This window comes from Lichenibacterium minor, from assembly GCF_004137685.1.
Lineage (GTDB): Bacteria > Pseudomonadota > Alphaproteobacteria > Rhizobiales > Beijerinckiaceae > Lichenihabitans > Lichenihabitans minor.
The window spans coordinates 198,283-222,344 of the sequence record NZ_QYBB01000003.1; the positions used below are offsets into that span (position 1 = coordinate 198,283).

Annotated in this window: 19 protein-coding genes; 8 read left to right on the forward strand and 11 right to left on the reverse strand. The window is 72.3% G+C overall.

From position 1 onward, the window contains the following. The first annotated feature begins 64 nt into the window (after positions 1–64). From addB to D3273_RS05040, 3 genes are all read left to right on the forward strand, one after another. Entirely contained in the window at positions 65–3,259 is a 3,195-nt protein-coding gene (addB, locus tag D3273_RS05030) for a double-strand break repair protein AddB (RefSeq protein ID WP_129224113.1), read from the forward strand. Further along, a complete protein-coding gene (gene addA / locus D3273_RS05035) occupies positions 3,256–6,771 on the forward strand; it encodes a double-strand break repair helicase AddA (RefSeq protein ID WP_245500996.1) in 3,516 nt (1,171 codons plus the stop codon). Before addB ends, addA begins: the two co-directional genes overlap by 4 nt. A 143-nt stretch (positions 6,772–6,914) precedes the next feature. Beyond that, entirely contained in the window at positions 6,915–7,790 is an 876-nt protein-coding gene (locus D3273_RS05040) for a transporter substrate-binding domain-containing protein (protein ID WP_245500997.1), read from the forward strand. 57 nt (positions 7,791–7,847) lie between these two features. On the opposite strand, the gene D3273_RS05045 is transcribed toward D3273_RS05040, so the two are convergent. Continuing rightward, positions 7,848–9,272, reverse strand: a complete 1,425-nt coding sequence (locus D3273_RS05045) for a M20 family metallopeptidase (RefSeq protein WP_129224117.1) — start codon at positions 9,270–9,272, stop codon at positions 7,848–7,850. 103 nt (positions 9,273–9,375) lie between these two features. On the opposite strand from D3273_RS05045, the gene D3273_RS05050 reads away from it, so the two are divergent. Further along, the gene (locus D3273_RS05050) at positions 9,376–10,248 is read left to right on the forward strand and encodes an NAD(P)-dependent oxidoreductase (protein WP_129224125.1); all 873 of its coding nucleotides are present in this window, start codon (positions 9,376–9,378) and stop codon (positions 10,246–10,248) included. Between the two features lie 19 nt (positions 10,249–10,267). Here D3273_RS05050 and D3273_RS05055 read toward each other — a convergent pair whose 3' ends face one another. Both D3273_RS05055 and D3273_RS05060 read right to left on the reverse strand, forming a co-directional pair. Then, positions 10,268–10,768: a hypothetical protein gene (locus D3273_RS05055; protein WP_129224127.1), complete on the reverse strand. Its 501-nt coding sequence runs from the start codon at positions 10,766–10,768 to the stop codon at positions 10,268–10,270. Positions 10,769–10,989: 221 nt separating this feature from the next. Continuing rightward, complete coding sequence (locus D3273_RS05060) at positions 10,990–11,340, reverse strand: response regulator (protein WP_245500998.1); 351 nt, start codon at positions 11,338–11,340, stop codon at positions 10,990–10,992. A 199-nt stretch (positions 11,341–11,539) separates the two neighbouring features. On the opposite strand from D3273_RS05060, the gene D3273_RS05065 reads away from it, so the two are divergent. Further along, positions 11,540–12,469, forward strand: coding sequence for a LysR family transcriptional regulator (locus D3273_RS05065; RefSeq protein WP_129224131.1), 930 nt, complete (start codon positions 11,540–11,542; stop codon positions 12,467–12,469). 3 nt (positions 12,470–12,472) lie between these two features. Here the strand turns inward: D3273_RS05065 and D3273_RS05070 are convergent, their stop codons facing one another. Next, positions 12,473–13,165, reverse strand: coding sequence for an SOS response-associated peptidase (locus D3273_RS05070; RefSeq protein ID WP_129224133.1), 693 nt, complete (start codon positions 13,163–13,165; stop codon positions 12,473–12,475). A gap of 396 nt (positions 13,166–13,561) precedes the next feature. Between D3273_RS05070 and oxlT the strand changes: the two genes are divergently transcribed. Next, positions 13,562–14,812 carry an oxalate/formate MFS antiporter gene (gene oxlT / locus D3273_RS05075; protein ID WP_281011205.1) on the forward strand — a complete coding sequence of 417 codons (1,251 nt, stop codon included), beginning with the start codon at positions 13,562–13,564 and terminating at the stop codon, positions 14,810–14,812. Between the two features lie 93 nt (positions 14,813–14,905). Here oxlT and D3273_RS05080 read toward each other — a convergent pair whose 3' ends face one another. From D3273_RS05080 to galE, 4 genes are all read right to left on the reverse strand, one after another. Then, positions 14,906–15,130: a Trm112 family protein gene (locus D3273_RS05080; protein WP_129224137.1), complete on the reverse strand. Its 225-nt coding sequence runs from the start codon at positions 15,128–15,130 to the stop codon at positions 14,906–14,908. 70 nt (positions 15,131–15,200) lie between these two features. Beyond that, positions 15,201–15,866: an LON peptidase substrate-binding domain-containing protein gene (locus tag D3273_RS05085; protein WP_129224139.1), complete on the reverse strand. Its 666-nt coding sequence runs from the start codon at positions 15,864–15,866 to the stop codon at positions 15,201–15,203. Positions 15,867–15,905: 39 nt separating this feature from the next. Next, complete coding sequence (trxA, locus tag D3273_RS05090) at positions 15,906–16,811, reverse strand: thioredoxin (RefSeq protein WP_129224141.1); 906 nt, start codon at positions 16,809–16,811, stop codon at positions 15,906–15,908. A gap of 95 nt (positions 16,812–16,906) precedes the next feature. Then, positions 16,907–17,896: a UDP-glucose 4-epimerase GalE gene (galE, locus tag D3273_RS05095; protein ID WP_129224143.1), complete on the reverse strand. Its 990-nt coding sequence runs from the start codon at positions 17,894–17,896 to the stop codon at positions 16,907–16,909. Positions 17,897–18,099: 203 nt separating this feature from the next. Between galE and D3273_RS05100 the strand changes: the two genes are divergently transcribed. Together D3273_RS05100 and D3273_RS05105 are read left to right on the forward strand one after the other, a co-directional pair. Next, the gene (locus D3273_RS05100; RefSeq protein WP_129224145.1) at positions 18,100–18,984 is read left to right on the forward strand and encodes a UTP--glucose-1-phosphate uridylyltransferase; all 885 of its coding nucleotides are present in this window, start codon (positions 18,100–18,102) and stop codon (positions 18,982–18,984) included. 168 nt (positions 18,985–19,152) lie between these two features. Beyond that, entirely contained in the window at positions 19,153–20,175 is a 1,023-nt protein-coding gene (locus D3273_RS05105) for a CobW family GTP-binding protein (protein WP_129224147.1), read from the forward strand. Positions 20,176–20,263: 88 nt separating this feature from the next. Here the strand turns inward: D3273_RS05105 and D3273_RS05110 are convergent, their stop codons facing one another. The 3 genes from D3273_RS05110 to D3273_RS05120 form a co-directional block, all read right to left on the reverse strand. Next, positions 20,264–21,730, reverse strand: coding sequence for a sensor histidine kinase (locus D3273_RS05110; protein ID WP_129224149.1), 1,467 nt, complete (start codon positions 21,728–21,730; stop codon positions 20,264–20,266). Continuing rightward, positions 21,714–22,397 (reverse strand): response regulator transcription factor, encoded by a 684-nt coding sequence (locus D3273_RS05115; RefSeq protein WP_129224151.1) that lies wholly within the window; start codon positions 22,395–22,397, stop codon positions 21,714–21,716. Before D3273_RS05115 ends, D3273_RS05110 begins: the two co-directional genes overlap by 17 nt. Before the next feature lie 140 nt (positions 22,398–22,537). Beyond that, positions 22,538–24,046 carry a Do family serine endopeptidase gene (locus D3273_RS05120; protein ID WP_129224153.1) on the reverse strand — a complete coding sequence of 503 codons (1,509 nt, stop codon included), beginning with the start codon at positions 24,044–24,046 and terminating at the stop codon, positions 22,538–22,540. Positions 24,047–24,062: the final 16 nt, after the last annotated feature.

Below are 24,062 nucleotides of genomic sequence, written 5' to 3' on the forward strand. Positions count from 1 at the left end.
TATCCTCCTCGTCCTGAACGGGACGCGGGGCGCCCGTGTCGAAGGACGAGGGAGGGTGGTGACCGTGACGCCTGCAGCCACCGGGTCCGACCAGGGCGACGGCGCCCCGCGGGTCTTCACGATCCCGCCCGGCGCCCCCTTCCTCGAAACCCTGTCCGACGCGCTGCTCGACGGCACCCTCGTGCCCGGCTTCTCGCGCGACGCGGGCCCGCTCGGCCTCGCGGCGGCGACCATCTACGTGCCGACGCGCCGCTCCGCCCGCGCGCTCGGCGCCACGATGGCGTCGCGGCTCGGCGGGGCTTCGGCGCTGCTGCCGCGCATCGTGCCGCTCGGCGCGCTCGACGACACCGAACTGCTGTTCGAGGAACCCGGCTTCGGCGCTGAGCTCGGCGTCGGCCTGCCGGTCGCGCTGAGCCCGATCCACCGGCGCATGATCCTGACGCGCCTCATCCTCGCCTGGGGGCAGGCCGTGCGCCACGCCATCGTGGCGGTGGAGCCTGATGGGCGGCGCTCGACCAAGGCCGAAGAGCCGCTGCTCGTCGCCACCTCGCCGGCCGACGCCTGGCACCTGTCGGGCGAGCTCGCCACCCTCATCGACGAGCTCGCCATCGAGAACGTGGAGTGGCACCGCATGGAGCCGCTCGGCACCGACGAGTTCGACCGGTATTGGCGCATCACGCTCGATTTCCTCGACGTGGCCATCACGCAATACCCCGCCATCCTGCAGGGCCTCGACCGGGTCGACGCCGCCACGCGCCAGATCGCGCTGATCGACGCGGAATGCGACCGGCTGCTGTCTCACGAGCCCGGGAGCGACGCGCCGCGCGGCCCCGTCATCGTGGCGGGCTCGACCGGGACCAACAGCGCCACCGCGCGGCTGATCGCGGCCGTGTCCCTGCTGCCGCAGGGAGCCGTGGTGCTGCCCGGGCTCGACCAGGGCCTCGACGAAGCGTCCTGGCGGCTGATCGGCGGCCTCGGCGCGGGCGACGCGGAGATCGACCCCGTCGCCGGCCATCCGCAGGCGGCGCTGCGCGGCCTCGTGGCGGCGATGGGCGTCGAGCGCGCCGCCGTTCGGCCGCTCGGCACCGTGCCGCCGGACCTCCGGGCGCGCGGACGCCTGATCGGCGAAGCGCTCCGCCCCGCCGCCACGACGGAGCTGTGGCGCCATGTCGCCGAGGATGCGTCCCTCGACGCCGATGCGGCGCTGCGCGGCGTGACGCTGATCGAGGCGGCGGACGAGAACGAGGAAGCCCGCGCCATCGCGGTCCGCCTGCGCGAAACCCTGGAAGGCCCCGGCACGGCCGCGCTCGTCACCCCGGACCGGGAACTGGCGCGCCGCGTGCGCGAGGAGCTGACGCGCTGGGGGATCGACATCGAGGAATCGAGCGGCGAGCCCCTGGGCCAGACCGCCGCCGGCGCCCTGGCGCGGCTGGTGCTCGACGGCACGCTCCGGGACCTCGCGCCCGTCGAGGTGCTGGCGCTGCTCCACCATCCCGCCGTCAAGCTCGGCCGGGCGCGCGGCGAGGTCATCCGCGCGGCGCGCCAGCTGGAGCTCGCCGTCCTGCGCGGCGTGCTGCCGCCGCTGGCGCTCGCCGATCCGGAGCGGCTGATGGCGATGGCGCGCGACCGGCGCGACGCCCCCCACGCCGGCCACGAGCTGCGCATCATCCCGGATGCCGAGTTCGCGTCCCTCGGCGCTTTCCTGCGCGACCTCCTCGCCGCCCTGCACCCGCTGCGGATCGTGCCCCGCGAAGCGCCGCTGCCGGCTTGGCTGGCCGCCCACGAGGCCGCCCTGGCGGCGCTCACCCGCGATGCCGACGGCGAAGTGTCGCTCGCGGGCGCGGATTATTCGGTGCTGGGCGACCTGTTCGAGGAGCTCGACGGCGCGGCCGACCCCGCGATCCGGCTGGATCGCCCCGGTTACGCCGCGCTCTTCGACCGGCTCGCCGCCGAAGCGCCGGTGCGGGGGCCGAACCGCAGCCACCCGCGGCTGAAGATTCTCGGCCTGCTCGAAGCGCGCCTGCTGTCCGCCGACCTGATGGTGCTCGGCGGCCTCGACGAGACGGTGTGGCCGCCCGCGGGTCGCCAGGACCCGTTCCTCAACCGCCCCATGCGGGCGGCGCTGGGCTTGTCGCCCCCCGAGCGGCGGCTCGGCCGCACCGCGCACGATTTCGAGATGGCCTTGGGCCAGCCGAACGTCCTCGTCACGCGGGCGAAGAAGCGCGGCGGCTCGCCGACCGTGCCGTCGCGCTTCCTGCAAAGGCTCGGCGCCGTGGCGCCGGAAGCGCTCGACGCCGCCCGGGCGCGCGGCACGCGCTACCTCGCCTATGCCCGGGCGCTGGACCGGCCCGCGGGGGTGCGCTCGATCGGGCGGCCTTCGCCGCGTCCCCCCGTGGCGCTGCGCCCCCAGAAGCTCAGCGTCACCCGCATCGAGACGCTGCGCCGAGACCCCTACGCGATCTACGCCGAGAAGGTGCTGCGCTTGAGCCCGCTGGAGCCGCTGGCGGCCGCGATGGGGATGCGAGAATACGGCACGAGCTTCCACGGCGTCATCTCCGCCGTGACGCGGGCGCTGGAGGACACCGGCCGCGTGCCCGACATGGAGGGCATGGAGGCGCTGGCGCGCGACGCCTTCGCGGAAGCGCTCCGCGATCCCCAGTTCCGCGCCTTCCAATGGCCGCGCATCCTCGGCTGGGCGCGGGCCTTTATCGCCTGGGACGCCGAACAGCGGCGGGAGCCGGGCCGCGTCTTCGTCGAGGAATCGGGCTCCCTGCCCATCCCGCTCCACGACGGCTCGATCTTCACCCTGACCGCCACGGCGGACCGCATCGAGGTGGACGCGGCGGGCCGCGCCACCATCGTGGACTTCAAGACGGGCGCGTCGCCCTCGATCCGCGAGGTGAAGGTGGGCTTCGCGCCGCAGCTGACGCTCGAAGCCGAGATGGTGAAGGCGGGGGCCTTCGCGGCGATCGGTGGGGTGACGGGCGTGTCGGCGGCCGTCTACGTGAAGTTCGGCGCCGACGACATGGCCAAACGCATCGACCTCGACTGGAAGGGGGACCCGCCCTTCGCCGACGTGGTGGCGGAGCACCGCGAGGAGCTGGTGCGGCTCCTGAACAGCTTCCGCTCGGAGTCGACGGGCTACCTGGCGCGGCCCTTCCCGAAATACGCGTCGCGCTTCGGCACCTACGACCACCTGGCCCGGGTAAAGGAATGGTCGGCGACGGGCGGGGCCGGGGAAGGGGCGGAACCGTCGTGAGCGGACAAGGGATCGCCAAGGCCGACGCCGTCCCCGCCATCCCGTCGGACACGATCGAGCGCCAGCGCCGCGCGTCGCACCCCGGCACCTCGGCCTGGGTGTCGGCCAACGCCGGCTCGGGCAAGACCCATGTCCTCGCCCAGCGCGTGCTGCGCCTGCTGCTCGCCGGCGTGGCGCCGTCGCGCATCCTGTGCCTCACCTTCACCAAGGCGGCGGCGGCCAACATGTCGATCCGCGTGTTCCGCGACCTCGCGCGCTGGACCCGCCTCGACGACGACGGACTGCGCCGGGCCATCGCCGACACCGGCGCGCCCGTGCCGGCCCTCGCGGGCGGCCCGGCGGCGCTCGACGACGCCCGCCGCCTCTTCGCCCGCACGGTGGAAACGCCCGGCGGGCTGAAGATCCAGACCATCCACGCCTTCTGCGAGCGGCTGCTCCACCTGTTCCCGTTCGAGGCCAATGTGCCGGCCCGCTTCGAGGTGCTGGACGACCTGCGCGCCGCCGACCTGCTGCTGCGCGCCCGCGAGGCCGTGCTGGCGGACGCCCTGGGGGCGCCGGCGTCCGGCCTCGGCCGCGGCCTCGCGACCCTCACCGGCCAGGTCTCGTCCTCGACCTTCGAAGCGCTGATCGACGAGGCCCTCCACCACCGGCACCTCGTGCGCGACGCCGTGCGGGACGCGCGCGACGTGGACGGGCTGGAGCGCGCCCTGCGCGCCTCGCTCGGGCTCGGGCCCTCGGACACGCCGGCCGCGATCGAGGCCGAGATGGTGGAAGGGGGCATCCCGTGGTCCGACTGGGCCGAGATCGCGCGGTCGATCGGCGCCGACGGCGGCGGCCCCGGCAAGGCCGGCAACCGCCTGATGGCGGCGTTCGACGCGCCCGCGGGCGCGCAGGCCGAACCCTACCTCGACGTGTTCCTGACCGCCAAGCGCGAGCCCCGCGCGCCGAGCTACCTCCCGCAGGCGCTGCGCAAGAAGGAGCCCGCGCTGTGCGAAACCCTCGACGCGGAAGGGCGCCGCCTCGTCGGCCTCCTGGGCAGGCGCAAGAGCGCCGAAACGGCGGAGCGCACCGGCGCCCTGATGGCGGTCGCGTCCGCCATCCTCGACCGCTACGACGCGGCCAAGCGCCGGCGCGGCCTCCTCGACTTCGAGGACCTCGTCGAGCGCACCCGCAACCTGCTGGCGACGTCGAGCTCGGCCTGGGTGCTGTACAAGCTCGACAAGGGCATCGACCACATCCTGGTCGACGAGGCGCAGGACACGTCGCCCGAACAATGGGAGATCCTGCGCGCCGTATCGGACGACTTCTTCGCGGGCGCGGGCCGGCCTGGACCGACGCGAACCTTCTTCGCGGTGGGCGACGAGAAGCAGTCGATCTACTCGTTCCAGGGCGCGCGCCCCGACATGTTCGACGAGATGCGCTCCTACTTCAAGGAGCGCGCCGAAGACGCCGAGCAGCGCTTCGCCGGGGTGGACCTCATCCTGTCGTTCCGCTCCTCGGAAGCGGTGCTGCGGGCCGTGGACCGGGTCTTCGCCCACGCGCCGAACGGGCGCGGCCTCACCCACGACCCGGCGGGACCGCAGCCCCACCAGGCCCTGCGGCGCGCGCCGGGCCGCGTCGAGCTGTGGCCGCCCGTCACCGCGGTGGCACAGCCCGAGCCCGGAGATTGGAAGCTGCCGGTCGACGTCGTCGAGCCCGGCGACCCGCCCGTCGTGGTGGCGCGCCGCATCGCCGACACGATCCACCGCCTGTGCCGTCCCGGCTCGGGCGAGACCGTGGCGGAGGGGAACGGGCGCCGCCCCGTCCGGCCCGGCGACGTGATGATCCTGGTGCGGTCGCGCAACAGCTTCTTCGAAGCGATGATCCGCGCCTGCAAGGAGCGCGGCGTGCCGGTGGCGGGCGCCGACCGCCTGGCGCTCACCCAGCACATCGCCGTGATGGACCTCGTGGCGGCGGGCCGCGCGGCGCTGAGCCCGGCCGACGACTTCACCCTCGCCTGCGTGCTGAAGTCGCCGCTGCTCGGCCTCGACGACGACGACCTCATCGCGCTGGCGCCGGGGCGCCGCGGCACGCTGATGTCGGCGCTGGGCGCCTCGGACGCGCCGCGCCACCGCGACGCGCACCGCAAGATCGCGGCCTGGCGCGACGCGTCCGCCTGGCTCACCCCCTTCGCCTTCTACACGCGGATGCTCGGCGCCGACGGCGGGCGGCGCGACCTGCTGGGCCGGCTCGGCCCCGAGGCCGGCGACGCCATCGACGAGTTCCTGGCCCTCACGCTGGCGCACGAGCGCGATGGCGCCCCCTCCCTCATGGCCTTCCTGGCGCGGCTCGACGGCGCGGACCTGTCGATCAAGCGCGACATGGAGGCGGCGGGCGATGCCGTGCGGGTGATGACGGTCCATGCCGCCAAGGGGCTGGAAGCCAAGATCGTGTTCCTGCCCGACACCTGCGCGGTGCCGAGCGGCCGGCACGACCCGTCGCTGTTCGGCCTCGACGAGCGGCCGGGCGAGCCGGAAAGCGGCCTCATCGCCTGGTCGCCGCGCACCGACGCCGACGCGGCGCCCGTGGCGGAAGCCCGGGCGCTGGCGCGCCGTCGCGCCGTCGAGGAGCACAACCGCCTGCTCTACGTGGCGATGACCCGCGCCGAGGAGCGCCTGTATGTCGCCGGCTTCTGCGGCGAGAAGGGGCCGGGCGACGGCTGCTGGTACGCCATGATCCAGGCCGCCGAGCTGCCGATGGAGCCCGCGCCGGCGCCGTGGGATCCGGCAGACGAGATCCTGCAGATGCGGGACCCCGATCCCGAGGAGATCGCGACGGCACCCGCGGCGCACCCCGCTTCGGCGGACGGGACGGCGCCCGACCTCCCGGTCTGGCTGTTCCGACGCCCGGTCGCGGAAGCCGAGCCGGACCTGCCGCCGGTGCGCCCGTCGAACCCGCTCGGCGCCGCCGACCAGAACGGGCCGCCCGCCTGGCCCTACGTGGACCGCACCCGCAGCGGCACCCGCAAGCAGGCCGCGGCGGCGGGCCGGCTGATGCACCGCCTGCTGCAGCACCTGCCCGGCGTCCCCGCCGCGCGCCGCGCCGCCACCGCGGCCCGCTTCCTCGCCGTGCAGGGTGCCGCGCTCGACGAGGACCACCGCGCCGCCCTGGCCGCCCAGGCGCTGGCGGTGCTGGACGACCCGGCGCTCGCCGGACTGTTCGGGCCGGACTCGCGCGCCGAAGTGGCGGTGACGGCCAGCGTCGGCCTGCCGAGCGGGCGGCGCATCGACGTGACGGGGCAGATCGACCGCATCGGCGTCACGGACGCGGCCGTCCACATCGCCGACTTCAAGACCGGCGCGCCGGGCGCGATGACGCCGAAGCAGGCGCTGCAGCTCGCGCTCTACCGCGCCGCCGTCGAGCCGCTGTACCCGGACCACCGCATCCGCACCCACCTCGTATGGACGGCGAGCGGCGAGGTCGTCGAGGTGTCGGCGGGGGAATGCGCGAACGCGCTGGAAACGATGGGGTAAGGGGTCGGCGGGACGCACCTTTCCACTTCCCGATCGAGGAGAACGGCTTCGCGACGCGCCGTGACTTCGAACACCCTGCGATCCGGGTCGGCAGCCGACGTCGCCGGAAGGTGGATCGCTTCGCGCCGGGGTCCGATCGTTGCATGCGCGTTCGCCACCGTCCCCCGGAGAACTCCGCCGTCATGCATCCCGCCCGCCCCCTCCTCGCCGCCCTCCTCGCCTTCGGCCTGTCGTCCGGGCTCGCCCAGGCGAAGGATTGGACCCACGTCCGGGTCGCGACCGAGGGCGCCTATCCGCCCTTCAACTCCACCACGGCCGACGGAAAGGTGATCGGCTACGAGCCCGACCTGCTCAAGGCCGTCTGCGACCGCCTCAAGATCACCTGCGACACGGTCGTGCAGGACTGGGACGGGCTGATCCCCGGGCTCAAGGCGGGCAAGTTCGACGCCATCATGTCGGGCATGAGCATCACCCCCAAGCGCGAGGAGGCCATCGCCTTCACGGTGCCCTACAGCCAGGGCCCCAGCACCTTCGCCGTGATGGCAGGCGGCCCGCTGGCGAGCCTGCCGTCGACCGGGGTCGACCTCGACCTCGCCGATCACGATGCCGCCATGGCACGGCTCGCCCCGCTGCGCGACGCGTTGAAGGGCAAGGTGGTGGGCGTGCAGGTCGCCACCATCCAGGCCGACCTGATGGCGCAATATCTGCCCGGCGTCGAGGTGCGAAGCTACAAGACCAACGACGAGGTCGCGCTCGACCTCGAAGCCGGCCGCGTGGATGCATGGATCGGCTCGCAGACCAACCTCAGCGCCGGCGTGAAGGCCGCGAAGGGCGGGCTCGCCTACGCCGGGCCGCTGTTCAAGGGCGGGCTGCTCGGCAAAGGCTCCGGCATGGGCCTGCGCAAGGACGACGCCGACCTGAAGGCCCTGCTCGACAGGGGGCTCGTGGAAGCCATGGCGGACGGCACGGCGGGAAAGCTGTCCCAGCAGTGGTTCGGCTTCGACATCGTGCCGCGTTGACCCGACCCGTGGCCCCGCCCGCCCCCGTGCCGCACGGGGCCGGGCGGGGCCGGGCCGTCAGACCCCCACCGCCATGTCGAGCGGGGGCTCGACGCCCTCGGGAATCGGCGGCACGAAGGGCCCGTCGCCGACCCGCGCGCGGTGGTCCGCCTTGGCGCGCGCCACCGCGTCGGGGTCGCGCATCAGCGCCACGGCCGTGGCCGCCATGGCCTTGGCGACGTGGACCATGCCCTTGTGGGCGGCGGGCGACTTGCCCTGCGCCGTGAGCTGCCAGGAATGGCCCGGCGTGCCGATGGCGTAGGTGGTGCCCGCCGCCTGCACGGTCGGCACCGCCCAGCTGACGGAGCCGACGTCGGTCGAGCCGATGTCGTCGACCGACCAGTCGTCGCGGTCGACGAGCCAATCGCCGAGCGGGGCGCCGTCGCGCGGGCGCTGCCCGGCGCGCTTGAACGAGGCCGCGATGTCCTCCGGACGCAGCGTCGCCTGGATGGTCTCCGCGAAGGCCCGATCGGCGTCGTCGAAGACCGGAGGCCCGAGGTGGCGGAACTCGGCCGCCATGACGTCCTCCAGCAGCGCGTTGCCGACGAGGTTCGCATCGCCCGAGAAGATCCGGTGCTCCACGCTCGTCTCGGTCATCAGCGCGGCGCCTTGCGCCACCCTGACGACGCGGTCGAACAGGGCGCGCAGGCCCGGCAGGTCGCGCGACCGCACGAGGTAGCGGACCACCGCCCTCGCCTGCACGACGTTGGGGGCGATGCCGCCGCCGTCGATCAGCGCGTAATGGATGCGGGCGCTCGAGGGCATGTGCTCGCGCATGTAGTTCACGCCGACGTTCATCAGTTCGACGGCGTCGAGCGCGGAGCGGCCGAGGTGGGGCGCCGCCGCGGCATGGGCCGAGCAGCCCGTGAAGGTGAAGTCCGCCTCCATGCAGGCCAAGGAGGCCGCCACCCGCACGCCCGTGAAGGCCGAAGGATGCCAGCAGATGGCGGCATCGACGTCCGCGAAGGCGCCGGCCCGCACCATGTAGGTCTTGCCCGAACCGCCCTCCTCCGCCGGGCAGCCGTAGTAGCGCACGCGGCCCGGCAACCCCGAGGCCTGGAGGAAGTCCTTCACCGCCGTGGCGGCGAGCAGCGACGCGGAGCCGAGCAGGTTGTGGCCGCAGCCGTGGCCGACGCCGTTGCCCGGCAAGGGGCGATGCTCGGCGACGCCGGCTTCCTGGCTCAGCCCCGGCAGGGCGTCGAACTCGCCCATGATGGCGATCACCGGCCCGCCCTCGCCCCATTCGCCCAGCATGGCGGTGGGGATGCCCGCCACCGCTTCGGTGACGGCGAAGCCCTGCCGGCGCAGCATGGCGGTGTGCTCTGCGGCCGAGCGGTGCTCGGAGAAGTTCAGCTCCGGCGTGTCGAAGACACGGTCGGCCAGGGCGGCGAAGTCGCGCCCCTTGGCGTCCACCAGCCGCCAGATCTCCTCGGTGTTCTGCATGGGTCCCCTCGTCGCATCGGGCGCATCCATCCCCCGCCCGGCACCGTTATGCACGCATGTTTCGGGCCGCGGCGAGCCCGATGGACTTCGGAGACGGGCGGACATGAAAATCGGCTTCATCGGCCTCGGCAGCATGGGCGGCGCCATGGCGGCCAACCTGGTCAAGGCCGGCCACGACGTGACGGCCTGGAACCGCTCGCCGGACGCGGCGCGCGCGCTCGAAGGCGCCACCGCCGTCGACACGCCGGCCGGGGCGTTCAAGGGGGACGCCGTCTGCACCATGCTGGCCGACGACGCCGCGGTGCGGAGCGTGATCCTGGATTCGGGCGCCCTCGACGCCGCGGCCCCCGGGCTCGTGCACGTCATGATGGCGACCATCTCGGTCCCGCTCGTCGTCGAGCTGGCCGAGCGCCATCGCGCGGCGGGGATCGGCTACGTGGCAGCGCCGGTGTTCGGCCGGCCGACCGCCGCGGCCGCCGCGCAGCTCAACATCGTGGCGGCGGGCGACCCCGCCGCGATCGCGACGGTCCAGCCCATCCTCGACGCCCTCGGCACCAGGACGTGGCCGCTCGGCGACGAGCCGCAGCGCGCCAACGCCGCCAAGCTCGCCGGCAACATGATGATCGCGCTGGCGATCGAGGCCATGGCGGAAGCCACCGCCCTGACCGAAAGCTACGGGGTGAAGGGCGCCGACTTCCTCGACATCGTCACCAGCACGCTGTTCGCCAGCCCGGCCTACAAGGGATACGGCGCCAGCATCGCGGCGGGCGCCTACGAGCCGGCGGGTTTCAAGCTGCGCCTCGGGCTGAAGGATGTCCGCCTCGCGCTCGACGCCGCGGCCGCCAAGGGCGCCAGGCTGCCCGCCGCCGAGGTGGTGCGGGACGCGCTGGTAGAAGGCGTCGAGGGCGGCCTGGGGGACCACGACTGGTCCGCCCTGGCCGAGGTCGCCCACCGGCGGTCGGGCCTGCGCGGCTGAAGTCCAGCCCCGGGACGGGTCACAGGCCCTTCCCGTCGGGCCTCGTGGGGGGCAGCCTCGAATATTGGATCGTGCAATGCCCCTGCCCGAGGTCGCCGTAGACGACGAGGTTGTCGTTGTCGACGTCGTCCCAGTGCAGCGAGGCGGCATGGGCCATGTCGGGCTTGCCTTCCGGCGGCCCGTGGTTGGCCCCGAGCGCCTGGACGATCACCGGGCAGGCGATGCCGCCGACCGGGTTCAACGCCACGACCTTCAGCCTGCCGCCGGCATCGAAGAGGAACACCGCCGTGAAGGGCAGGGACGCACCCTGGTAGGGCGCGGTCAGCACGGCCTTGAGCGCGCCCGCATCGAGCGCGCGGTCGGAGTTGGGCTGCGCGGCGTCGCTCGACGCCGCCGTCACCTGGTCGGGCGTCATGCCCCACTGCGTGTACTGCCAGTCGGCCCAGGCCGACCCGGCCGAGCCCGCCAGCGCGGACGCCGCCAAGGCCGAGGCCGCCGCCCACCCCCACATGGAACGCATTCGCCCCTCCCCGATCGATGACGCCCCGACATCCTGGATACGGGGCGGTCCGTCCAGGGTTTCATGCGATGCCATGCGGCGGGGCGCCGGGCGCTTTCGGCATCGGTCGGGAGCCGCGCGGGCCTGCCGTCCGGCATCCCGCCCGCGGCAGCGGGAACCCGCTCAGCCCAGCGGCGAAAACGCTCGACCGCTGTCGGGCGCGACGCTCCCGCCGTTCGGTGTCAGACGGGCCCGGTCAGGGCGGCCAGGACCTCGCCCGGCACCCAGGGCTTGGACACGAAGCGGATGTTGCCCGGCAGGTCCTGCGTCGGGTGGACATGGCCCGAGGTCAGCACGATGGTGATCGCCGGCCAGTTCACCGCGATATATTGCGCGAGGTCGAGCCCGTCGGTGTCGCCCGGCATCTGCACGTCCGAGAACACCACCCCGACGTCTTCGGATTGCTCGAGCACGTAGGCCAGGGCGCTGTCGCCCGTTTCCAGTTGCACCACCTCGAGGCCAGCCTCCTCGAGCATGGCCGCGGCGTCCATCCGAAGCATCGGATCGTCCTCGACCACCAGAACCCGCTTCACCACGCCCACCCCCACGCCGTTGCCAGCGTCAAGCTCGTGCCGGGCGCCCGGGTTCCGCCCGCGGCGGGATGGCGGGGCGGCATCGCGGCGCGCCCGCCCCCCATGCGGCGCGGGATGACGCGGGAAAACCCGCGCGATCCTGCTTCGCTCCCCCTTCGGAATCGCGCAAGGTCGGTCCCTGTCGTCGCCCGGGAGCTCCATGGACCACCTCGCCGCCCTGCGCCTGTTCCTGCGCGCCGCCGACGCGGGCAGCTTTTCGCGCGCCGCCGCGCTGGAGCGGTGCCAGGTGTCCACCGTGTCGCGCGCCGTGCAGGCGCTGGAGGACGACCTTGGCGCCGCGCTGTTCAGCCGCTCGACGCGGCGGCTTCAGCTCACCGAGGCGGGCAACCGGTTCCGCGACGGGGCGAGGCTGGTGCTGGACGACCTCGAACAGGCCCGGGCCGCGGTGACGTCGCTCGACGCGGCGCCGCGCGGCCTGCTCAAGCTCAATCTGCCGACCGCCTTCGGCCGCCGCCACGTCCTGCCCCTCGTGGCGGAGCTGCAGCGCCGGCACGCCGACCTCGCCGTGGAGGCGACGCTGACCGACGCGACCGTGGACCTCGTGGCGTCGGGCGCCGACGTCGCGGTGCGGATCGGCGCCCTGCCGGACTCGACCCTGGTGGCGCGGCGCCTCGCCCCGCAGCGCCGCGTGCCCTGCGCCGCGCCGGCGCTGCTCGACCGCATCGGGCCGGTCGGCCTGCCGGCCGACCTCGCGGCCCTGCCCTGCCTCACGCTGGCGCTCCAGCCGACGGACAAATGGTATTTCAGCGGCGCCGCGGGCTCGGCGGAGGTGTCGGTGGCGGGCCGGTTCAACAGCAACGATTCCGAGGCGCTGCGCGATGCGGCGCTCGGCGGGCTCGGCATCGCCCTGCTGCCGACCTGGCTCGTGGGGCCCGACATCGCGGCCGGCGCGCTGCGGCGGCTGCTGCCGGACTGGGACGCCGACGTCGCGCCGGGCGCCGAACGCACGATCGCCGCCGTGTACACGGCGCGGCGCATGGTGTCGCCCAAGGTGCGGGTGTTCATCGACGCGCTCGCGGACCACATCGGCACGCCGCCCTCCTGGGACGCGTTCGCCGGCGCCGCGTGAGCCTCACAGCGGGAGCGCCGCCTGCGCGTCGTTCCCCTCGACGGGCTCGATCAGCGCCGGGTCGTCGTCGGCCCCCGGCCGGTTGACGCGCTTCGACACGGGCCATTCGCGCAGGGCGGCCTCGGCGGCGGGGCGCAGCACCTCGGGCCCCGCCTCGCCGGCGAGCCAGGCGTCGAAGTCCGCCTCGCCCAGCAGCACCGGCATGCGGTCGTGGTAGGGCGCCATCCAGGCGCTGGCGCCCGACACGATCACGGTGCAGGACAGCACCTCGTCGCCGGTCGCCGGGTCGGTCCAGCGGTCCCACAGGCCGGCGAAGGCCAGGATCTCGCCGTCGGCCGCGGAAAAGTAGTGGGGCTGCTTGCCGCCCTTCGCGTCGGTCCATTCGAAGAAGCCCGACGCCGGGACGATGCAGCGGCGCTTGCGGAACGCGTCGCGGAACATCGGCTTCGACGCGACCGTTTCGGCGCGGGCGTTGAAGGTCGACGGCACCTGCTTCAGGGCCTTCTGCCACCACACCGGCACCAGCCCCCAGCGCATCGGCACGATTTCGCGGCCCTGCCCGCGGTCGACCACGACGTCGACCTCCGTCGTCGGGGCGATGTTGTAGCGCGGGCGCAGGTTCTTCGGCGCGCCGATCACGCTCAGGAAGGCGTGGACCTCGGCCCAGGTGTAGCGTTGCGTGAACCGTCCGCACATGGATGCCGCGCCCCGTCGTGATCCCGCCCCGATATGGCGCGGCCGGCGCCGCTTCGCACGCCCCCGCGGCGATGGAGGGCGCGGAAAAAGCGCGCGAGGCCGGCGCGGCGGCGGGCGCTTCGGCGAGCGACCCCGCACGGCACGGCGATGTCAGCGAACCGCGACCCGCTCCGACCGGAGCCGCCCGCGTGATCGGACCGGCGGGGTCGGGGACGGGAGCCGGGATGGCCGGCGATGCCGTCCCTGCCTCTTCGCTGTGCATGCAATCTCACCGACGCCTCGCGTCGCGGCACGGGCGGCACCGGCGGATGGCCCCGGCCGGGGTCGGCCCGGGTTGGCCGACGCATTGCATACGATCACCGCATCTGCCCTTTCCCCCGATGCGGACCTTCGACCTTGAGCACGACCACACTCGGCCGCCCGGCCGGCGCGACCACCACCGGCGCGACCCGCTGGGTCCAGCTCGGCCTCGGCCTCCTCTGCATGATGACGGTGTCGAGCCCGCAATACGTCTGGGCTTTGTTCACCAAGCCCATGGCGGCGGCCTTCGGCACCGGCGCCGCGGCCCTGCAGGTGACGATCACCATCCTGATCGTGCTGCAAACCTTCTTCTCGCCCTTCCAGGGCTACCTCGTGCAGCGCTTCGGCCCGGCCCCGCTGATCGGCCTCGGCGCGGCGCTCACGGGGCTGAGCTGGATCCTGGCATCCTACGCGACCTCGCTCACCGCCCTCTACCTCAGCTACGGGCTGCTCGGCGGCCTCGGCACCGGCATCGTCTACGTCGGCGTGGTCGGGCTGGTGATGGGCTGGTTCCCGGAGAAGCGCGGCTTCGCGGCCGGCATCGTGGCGGCCGGCTACGGCATGGGCGCCATCGTGACCACCTTCCCCATCGCCGACCGGCTCCAGTCCGCCGGGGTGCAGGCGACGCTGTTCGAGTTCGGCCTGATCTTCGCCGTGGTCGGCGTGCTGGCCGCGGCCGGCCTGCGCCGCCCACCCCTGCCGGCCGCGGTCGTCGGACCCGCCAGCGCGCGCGACACCGCGACGGGCGCCATGCTGCGCCACCCGGTGTTCTGGCTCATGTTCGTCATGATGGCGCTGATGTCGACGACCGGGCTGATGGTCACGACGCAGATCGGCTTCTTCGCGGGCGACTTCGGCGTCACGGGCGCCACCGTGCTCGGCATGGCGGCCCTGCCGCTGGCGCTCACCATCGACCGGTTCTGCAACGGCCTGACGCGGCCCTTCTTCGGCGCGCTGTCGGACCGGATCGGGCGCGAGAACACGATGTTCGTCGCCTTCCTGCTCGAAGCCTGCGCCATGACGGCCTGGCTGCTGACGCGCGGCGACCCCGTGCTCTTCGTGCTGCTGTCGGGCGTCGTGTTCTTCGGCTGGGGCGAGATCTTCTCGCTGTTCCCCTCGACGCTCACCGACACGTTCGGCACCCGCGACGCGACGGCCAACTATGGCTGCCTGTACATCGCCCAGGGCGTGGGTTCCGTGCTGGGCGGCCCGATGGCGTCGTTGCTGCACGACGGGACGGGGTCGTGGACCACGGTCTTCGCGGTGGCGATCGGCGCCGACGTGCTCACGGCCGTCCTCGCCCTGGCGGCCCTGAAGCCGCTCCGCCGCCGCATGCTCGCGGCCTGAAGGGCCGGGCGGGCAGTCGACGGGAGGACGGCCGGGACGGGGCTTCCCCCGCCTCCGGCCGCCGCCCCTACACCCAGCGGCCGGGCCGCGGCGTCAGGCGTCGAGCGGGCGGGCTTCCTCGGGCAGCATGATCGGGATGCCGTCGCGGATCGGATAGGCCAGCTTGGCGGCCTCGGACACCAGTTCCTGCCGGGCGGCGTCGTAGGTGAGACTGGACTTCGTCAGCGGACAGACGAGGATTTCCAGCAGGCGGCGGTCGACGCCGGTGGCGCCGCTGGGCGCGGTGCTGGGGATGGGCAGGTCGTCCGGGTTCGTCATGGCGGCACTCGAAGTCATGGCGGCGTTCGAAGGGAACGGGCCCGGCGGCGCGCGCGGGCCCGATCCTCTATCACTGCAGCGTGGCCGATGCACCGTCGCGGCCGAGATCCATCTCGGCGATGGCGATCAGCACGTCGGCGCGGGCCTTCAGGTCCGGCGCTTCCAGAAGGGCCTGCTTCTCCTTCGGGCCGAAGGGGCTCATCATCGACAGGGCGTTGACGAGCAGGTCGCTCGGCGCGGCGTCGATCCCTTCCCAATCCACCGACAGCTTGTGCACCTCGGCGAAGCGGCGCAGGGCGCCGATGACGCCGTCGCGGTTCACCGCGTCGCGTTCCGCCGATTCGTCGAAGTCGCCCGCGAAGGGCGCGAAATCCACCCGCGCCTGCCGGTACGGCGTCACGGCGGACAGTTCCTCGACGATGCGGTAGCGGGCGACGCCCGTCAGCGTGACGACGTAGCGGCCGTCGCCGGACTCCTCGAGCGAAGTGATGCGGCCCGCGCATCCCATGCCGTAGAGCGCCGGCTTGGACCCCTGCCCCGGCGCGTCCGACAGCAGCTGGACCATGCCGATGATCCGGTCGCCCTTCATGGCATCGTCGATCATCGCCATGTAGCGCGGCTCGAAGATGTTGAGCGGCAGTTGGCCGAGCGGCAACAGCAGCGCGCCGCTGAGCGGAAACACCGGGATGGCCTGGGGCAGGTCGTCCGGCCCCCGATACGGCTTGTTGATGCTCATGATCCCCGTCCCACCCCGCCGCTCACCGAGGCCCCGTCCTCACCGGAAAAGGAGGCCGGACAGCCTGCGCCGCCCCGCCGCCGAGGCCGGATCGGCGAACCCCCATTCTTCGAAGAACTTCAGGAGCTGCATCCGCGCCCCATCGTCGTTCCAACTGCGGTCCGCCTTGATGATGTCAAGGAGCGCGTCCGCGGCCTCCTGCCGCTTGCCGCGGGCGTTGAGCGCCAGCGCATAGTCGAAGCGCGCCTGATGGTCCGCGGGGTCCGCCTCCATGCGGCGCATGAGATCCGCGGCGTCGCCGAGGTTGGCGCTCTGCTCGGCGTTCTCGATCGCGGCGCGGGCCGCCGCCACGGCGGGGTCCGCCGCCGCCGAGCCGGTCGCCAGCGCCAGCACGGCCTTGGCTTGGTCGAGGTCGCCGGCGTCGAGGTGGAGGCGGGCGAGGCCCGCCAGGGCGGCGCCGTTCGCCTCGTCCTCGGCCAGGATCTCCGAATAGATGGCGGCGGCGGTTTCGGCATCGCCCTCGGCGGCCGCGGCCGCGGCCTCCTCCAGCATCTCCTTGACGGGATCGCCCATCGGCCCGGCGATGCGCTCCAGGAACTGCTTGATCTGCGACTCGGGCAGCGAGCCCACGAAGCCGTCGACCGGCTGGCCGCGCTGGAACGCGATCACGGCCGGGATCGACTGGATGCCGAGCTGGCCGGCGATCTCGGGATGGTCGTCGATGTTCATCTTGACCATCTTGACCTTGCCGCCCGAGGCCGCGACGGCCTTCTCGAGCACCGGGCCGAGCTGCTTGCAGGGGCCGCACCAGGGCGCCCAGAAGTCGACCAGTACGGGCTGGCGCGCCGATTCGGCGATCACGTCCTGGCGGAAGCTCGCCGTGGTGACGTCCTTCGTGGCTGCGGGGGCCGACCCGCCCCCGATGGTGACATTCCCGAACGACATCGAAGCTCCCCGGATCCGCAGGGCCGCCGCGGCGGCCCGTTCGCGGGGAACATGGGGCGGGTGCGGCGGATGTGCAACACGCGGGATCGGCGATGCTAATCGCCCTCGCGGTTGTGCAGCCGCCGCTCCCAATCCAGCGCCTGCCCCACGATGGCGTCGAGGTCGTCGTGCCGCGGGACCCAGCCGAGTTCGGCCCGAATGCGGTCGTTCGAGGCCACGATGGCGGCGGGGTCGCCGGGGCGGCGCGGCGACATGACCGCTTCGACGTCGACGCCCGACACGCGGCGCACGACCTCCACGACCTCCTTCACCGAGTAGCCGCGGGCGTAGCCGACGTTGCAGGTGAGGCTCGCGCCGCCCCCCCGCAGGTGCCGCAGCGCGTCCATGTGGGCCTGGGCGAGGTCGGTCACCTGGATGTAGTCGCGCAGGCAGGTGCCGTCGGGGGTGGGATAATCGTCGCCGTAGATCTGCATCCGCTCCCGACGCCCCAGCGCGGTCTGGACGGCCACCTTGATGAGGTGGGTCGCGTTTCGCGTCGACTGGCCGGCCCGGCCCTTCGGGTCCGCCCCCGCGACGTTGAAGTAGCGCAGCACGACGGAGCGGAGGCCGTGGGCCACCCCGGCGTCCTCCAGCATCCACTCCACCATCAGCTTCGATCGGCCATAGGGCGACACGGGCTTCAACGGCCGGTCTTCCGTGACGAGGCCCGCGTCGGTTTCACCGTAGACGGCGGCCGTCGACGAGAAGATGAACCGTTCCACCCCGGCCCGCACCGCGCTTTCGATGAGGTTTCGCGCCTTGGCGGTGTTGTTGAGGTAGTAGCCGAGCGGGTCGGCCACGGAATCCGGCACGACGATCTTCGCCGCGAAATGCGCGATGGCGTCGACGGCGTGCTCGGCGATGACGCGCTCCACGAGGGCCTGGTCGCCGAAGTCGCCCTCGACCAGGGCGACGCCGGCCGGCACGGCGGAACGGAACCCGGTCGAAAGGTCGTCCACCACGACGACGCGCTCGCCGGCATCGACGAGGGCCAGCACCATGTGGCTGCCGATGTATCCAGCCCCGCCCGTGACCAGAACCGTCATGTGTCCGTCCTTTCCCGATCGCCGCCGGCACTTTCGCGCGACGCATGCACCACCATCAACCCGCCATAAACTCCGATGTTGAACAAAGCGCATGCGTTTTGCGGGTTGGAGTTGCTATCTGGCGTGTTCAGCCCCCATTCAAGCGGGACGGGACCGGATGGCGAGCGCGAACGGTCAGGCAGTGTCAGGGTGAGAACGGTCCCATGAAGAAGATTCGGAAAGCGGTGTTCCCGGTGGCGGGGCTCGGCACGCGGTTCCTGCCGGCCACGAAGTCGATCCCCAAGGAGATGCTGACCGTGGTGGACCGGCCCGTGCTGCAGCACGTCGTCGACGAGGCGCGGGAAGCCGGGATCGAACACTTCGTCTTCGTCACCGGGCGCAACAAGGCCGTCATCGAGGACCACTTCGACATCGCCTACGAACTCGAGGACACGCTGAGGCGCCGCGGCAAGGAGAAGGAATATCAGGCCATGATGGCCGACCTGCCGGCCGCGGGATCGACGAGCTTCACCCGCCAGCAGCAGCCGCTGGGCCTCGGCCACGCCATCTGGTGCGCGCGCGACATCATCGGCGACGAGCCCTTCGCGGTGCTGCTGCCGGACATGATCACCCTGCCGGGCCGCCGCGGCGGCCGCTGCCTGCAGCAGTGCATCGAAACCTACGATCGCCACGGCGGAAACGTCATCGCGGTCGAGGAGGTGCCGGAAGACCAGACCCACCAGTACGGCGTGGTGTCGATCGGCTCCGACAAGGGCTCCGAGTTCGAGATCACCGGCATGGTGGAGAAGCCCGCGCAGGGCACCGCGCCCTCGACCTCGATCATCTCCGGCCGGTACATCCTCGACCCTTCGGTGTTCGACGTGCTGGCGCGCGGCGAGAAGGGCGCGGGCGGCGAGATCCAGCTCACCGACGCCATGAAGACGATGGTGGGCACCCAGCCGTTCCACGGCACGCGCTTCGACGGCCTCACCTACGACACCGGCTCGAAGCTCGGCTTCCTCGCCGCCAACGTCGCCTTCGCAATGTCGCGGCCCGAGCTGGCCGAGGGCTTCCGCGCCGAGCTGAAGAAGATCGTCGGCACCCTTTGACCGGGGGCGCGTCGGCCGATCCCCGGCCCGACGCGACGGCTTCCGGCCCGCCCGGGCGGGCGGCCTCGGGTGGCTTTCAATCCGAGCCGTCGCTACAACATGACGACGACGCGCGGCATCGCCCGATGCCGGATCGGCCACGGCACGCGCGCGTCTTCGGAGACCCCCATGGACAAGATCCCCGTCACCGTGCTCACCGGCTATCTCGGGGCCGGCAAGACGACCCTGCTGAACCGGATCCTCACCGAGCAGCACGGCAAGAAATACGCCGTCATCGTCAATGAGTTCGGCGAGATCGGCATCGACAACGACCTCGTGGTGGGCGCCGACGAGGAAGTGTTCGAGATGAACAACGGCTGCATCTGCTGCACGGTGCGGGGCGACCTGATCCGCATCCTGGAAGGCCTGATGAAGCGGCGCGGCAAGTTCGACGCCATCATCGTCGAAACGACCGGCCTCGCCGACCCGGCCCCCGTGGCGCAGACCTTCTTCGTCGACCAGGAGGTGCAGGACACCGCCCGCCTCGACGCCGTGGTGACGGTCGCCGACGCCAAGTGGCTCAGCGAACGCTTGAAGGACGCCCCCGAGGCCAAGAACCAGATCGCCTTCGCGGACGTCATCGTGCTCAACAAGATCGACACGGTGGAGCCGGCCAAGCTGCGCGAGGTCGAGGCCCGCATCCGCGCCATCAATCCCTATGCGAAGCTCCACAAGGCCGAGCGCTGCAACGTGCCGCTCGACGCCGTGCTGGAACGGAACGCCTTCAACCTCGACCGCATCCTCGAGATCGAGCCCGACTTCCTCGTCGAGGACGACGGCCACGATCACGATCACGATCATGGCGCGCACGACCATGGCCATCACCATCATGGCGGCCTGAAGCACTACCACGACGAGGACATGCAGTCGGTCGCCATCGCCCACGACGGCGACGTGGATGCCCAGAAGTTCATGCCCTGGCTCAATGACCTCGTTCAGCGCGAAGGCGGCAAGATCCTGCGCTCGAAGGGCATCCTTGCCTTCAAGGGCGAGCCCAAGCGCTTCGTGTTCCAGGGCGTCCACATGATGCTCGACGGCGACGTGCAGCGGGACTGGAAGCCCGACGAGAAGCGCCTGTCCAAGGTCGTGTTCATCGGCCGCGACCTGCCCGAGCAGGCTATCCGCGAGGGCTTCCAGGCCTGCCTGGCCTGAAGCGGCACCGGCTCGTCGGTCTGCCCCCATCGCCGCTGGCGTCCCGGGTTCCGGCCCCACCCGGGACGGCAGCGGAAAGCGGGCGGGTTCACCCGGCTGTCGAGATGTCCCGCCCCGTCGACGGGCCGCGCTCCGGCACGGCCGGCGTCGCAGCGCGGGGAGGTTCGGCCTTCCGCACCGCGGCCGGCAGGCTCATAACGGCGCGCAGCCCCGGCCCGTTGTCCGACAGGTGCAGTTCCCCGCCGTGCAGCCGCGCGATGGCGGCGGCCAGCGACAGGCCGAGGCCCGAGCCCGGCCGCGACCGCGACCCTTCCAGCCTGACGAAGCGGTCGAGCACGCGGGTGCGGTCGGCGGCCGGGATGCCGCGCCCGCGGTCCGCCACCGCGATCTCCACCCTGTCGCCCGCGCGTCGCGCCGAAACCGCGACGGCGGAGCCTTCGCCGTCCGTCGCCGTGCCGTATTTCAGGGCGTTGTCGATGAGGTTGGCGACCCCCTGCCCGAGCAGCTCGCGGTTCAGCAGCACCCCGAGGCCGGGCTCGACCTCCGCCGAGAACCGGACGCCGTCTTCCTCGGCCGACGGTTCGTAGAGCTCGGCGACGTCGGCCACGACGGCACCGGCGTCGCCCACCACCAGCGCGTCGCGGCCCGCGCCGGCCTCGGCCCTGGCGATCATCAGCAGCGCGTTGAACACGGCGATCAGCCCATCGGCCTCCCCGATCACCCTTTCGAGGGCGCCGCGCTGGCGCTCGGCGTCGTCGTCGGCCCGCAGCGCCTCCTCGGCGCCGTTGCGAAGCCGCGTCAGCGGCGTGCGGAGGTCGTGGGCGATGTTGTCGGACACTTCGCGCAGGCCGACCATCAGGCCGGCGATGCGGGCGATCATGGCGTTGAGGTTGGCGGCGAGCCGGTCGAGCTCGTCGCCCGTGCCGGCCAACGGCAGGCGGCGCGACAGGTCGCCCTCCATGATGGTGCGGGCGCTGGCGTTCATGGCGTCGACGCGGCGCAGGATGCGGAGCGACATGACGAGCCCGCCCACGAGCCCCACCAGCATGACCCAGAACAGCGAGGTGAACAGCGCGTGGATCATCACGTCGCGCAGGTTCTCGCGCTCCTCGAGGTCGCGTCCCACGAGGAGGCGGAAGCCGCTCGGCAGCAGCAGCACCTGGGCGAGCGCGATGTGCGAGGCGCGCCTTTCGCTGTGGCGCTCGTAGCTGATCTCGATCAGGCCAGGATGGTCGATGACGCCCGGCGGCAGCGCCGCGACGTTGCCGGCCAGCGGCTCCCCGGCGTAGTTGGTGACGAGGTAGAGCGAGGCCCCGGGCTGCTCCGTGCGGCGCTGCACGGCGGTGATGAGCTGGCGGATGCCGCCGGTGTCGTATTGTTCGCTCAGGCCGTTGGTTTCCGCCTGGATGGTCTGGCCGATCTGGCCGTCGAGGAGCTGGTTGACGTCCCAGTCGATGCCGCCGAGCACCACGCCGGCCCCGATGGCGAAGATGACGAGGTAGGCGAGCGACAGCTTGAAGGCCGTCGTGCGGAACAGCTTACCGACGATCGTCACGGATCATGTATCCGGCGCCCCGCACCGTGTGCAGCAACGGCGCTTCCGAGCCCCGGTCGATCTTCGATCGCAGCCGCGAGATATGGACATCGATGACGTTGGTCTGCGGGTCGAAGTGGTAGTCCCACACGTGCTCGAGCAGCATGGTGCGGGTGACGACCTGGCCGGCGTTGCGCATCAGGTATTCGAGCAGGCGAAATTCGCGCGGCTGCACCGGGATGTCCTTGCCGTTGCGCGACACCTTGTGGGCGAGGCGATCGAGCTCCAGCGAGCCGACGCGGTAGAGCGTGGTTTCCCCGCTGTCGAGGGGCTTGCGCCGCGCCAGGATCTCCACGCGGGCGAGCAGTTCGGAGAAGCTGTAGGGCTTGGGAAGGTAGTCGTCGCCGCCGGCGCGCAACCCCTTCACGCGGTCGTCGACCTGTCCCAGCGCCGACAGGATCAGCACCGGCGTTTCGACCTTCTGCGCCCGCAAGCCGCCGATCAGCGACAGGCCGTCGAGCTTCGGCAGCATGCGGTCGACGACCAGCACCTCGTATTGGCCGTCCTGCGCCATCGCGTAGCCCTGGAGGCCGTCGGACGCGACGTCGGCGGCGTGGCCGGCCTCGCCGAAGGCCTTGACGAGGTAGCTCGACGCCTCGGGATCGTCCTCGATCACCAGGATGCGCATGACGGTCGGGTCCTGACATTCGTTGAAAGGGTGTTGGCAAGGAAACGGCAGGCCGGGCCTTCGCCCGACCTGCCGCCCTCTCACCCGGGTCCCGCGCCCCTCGGGGGGCGCCGGGCGCGCGGAAACCCGGGAAGCTCCGTTCAGCCCGCGTTGGTGGTCGACAGCGCGACGTAGCGCACGTTGTCGCCCGTCTTCACGCGGAGCAGCACCGCCTTGTGGCCGTCCTTCTTGGCATCGGCGAGCGCGGCCGAAACGTCGGACGGCTTGGACACCGACTTGCCGGCGGCTTCCAGGATCACGTCGCCGGTCTGCAGGCCCTTCTGGGCCGCGGTGCCGTCCGGATCGATGTCCGCCACCACCACGCCGGAGCTGCCGGCGCCGGCGATCGAGGCGGCCGGGGCGAGCGTCAGGCCGTAGCTCGACAGCTGGGCCTTCTCGTCCTGCGGCTTCGGCGCGTCCGCCTTGGCCTGCTGGTCGTTCGGCAGGGTGCCGAGCGTCACGTCGACCTGCTTCGAGTTGCCGTCGTGGTAGACGGTGAGCGCCACCTTCTTGTCGGGGCCGAGGCCCGCGATCTTGCGCGACAGCTCCTTGGGGCCATCCACGGCGTCGTTGTTCACCGCCGTGATCACGTCGCCCGACTTGATGCCGGCGTCCGCGGCGGGGGAGCCCTTCTGCGGCTCGGCGACCAGCGCGCCCTTGGTGTCCTTCAGGCCGAGCGAGTCGGCGATGTCGGCCGTCACGGGCTGGATCTGGATCCCGAGCCAGCCGCGGGCCACCGATCCCTTGTCGCGCAGGTCCTGGATGACGCCCTTGGCGACCTCGGTCGGGATGGCGAAGCCGATGCCGACGCTGCCGCCGGACGGCGAGAAGATCGCGGTGTTGATGCCGACGACCTGGCCCTCGACGTTGAAGGTCGGGCCGCCCGAGTTGCCGCGGTTCACGGGCGCGTCGATCTGCAGGAAGTCGTCGTAGGGACCGGCGCCGATGTCGCGTCCCCGAGCCGACACGATGCCGGCCGTCACGGTGCCGCCGAGGCCGAAGGGGTTGCCGACCGCGATCACCCAGTCGCCGACGCGCGGCACGGCGGGCGCCCACTGGACGAAGGGGTAGTTGGCGCCCGACTTCACCTTGATCAGCGCGAGGTCGGTCTTCTTGTCGGTCCCCACCACGGTGGCGGGCACGGTCTTGCCGTCCTGCGTCACGACCTCGACGTCGGTGGCGTTCTCGACGACGTGGTTGTTCGTGACGATGTAGCCGTCTGCCGAGATGAAGAAGCCGGAGCCCTGGGCCATGCCGACGTGGGGCTTGGCCTTCTGTCCGCCCATGCCGCGCTGCTGGAACTGGTGGAAGAAGCGCTCGAGCGGATCGCCCTTCGGGATGTTCGGCATGCCCTGCGGCCCGGACTCCTCGTCGTCCGACGCGTTGCTTTCGACCATCTTGACCTTGACGGAAACGACGGCCGGGCTGACGCGGTCGACCACATCGGCGAAGGAGCCGGGCGCGATGGTGCTCGGGGCCGGCTGGCCGGCGATCTGGGCGGCCTGCGCGGGCGCGGTGGACAGCAGGCTCGGGGCCGAAACGGCGGCGCCGAGCGCGGTGACGGCCACGGCACCGAGCAGGGCGGTGCGGATGGTCGGACGCTTGGTCATGGGGAAGGCTCCTGGT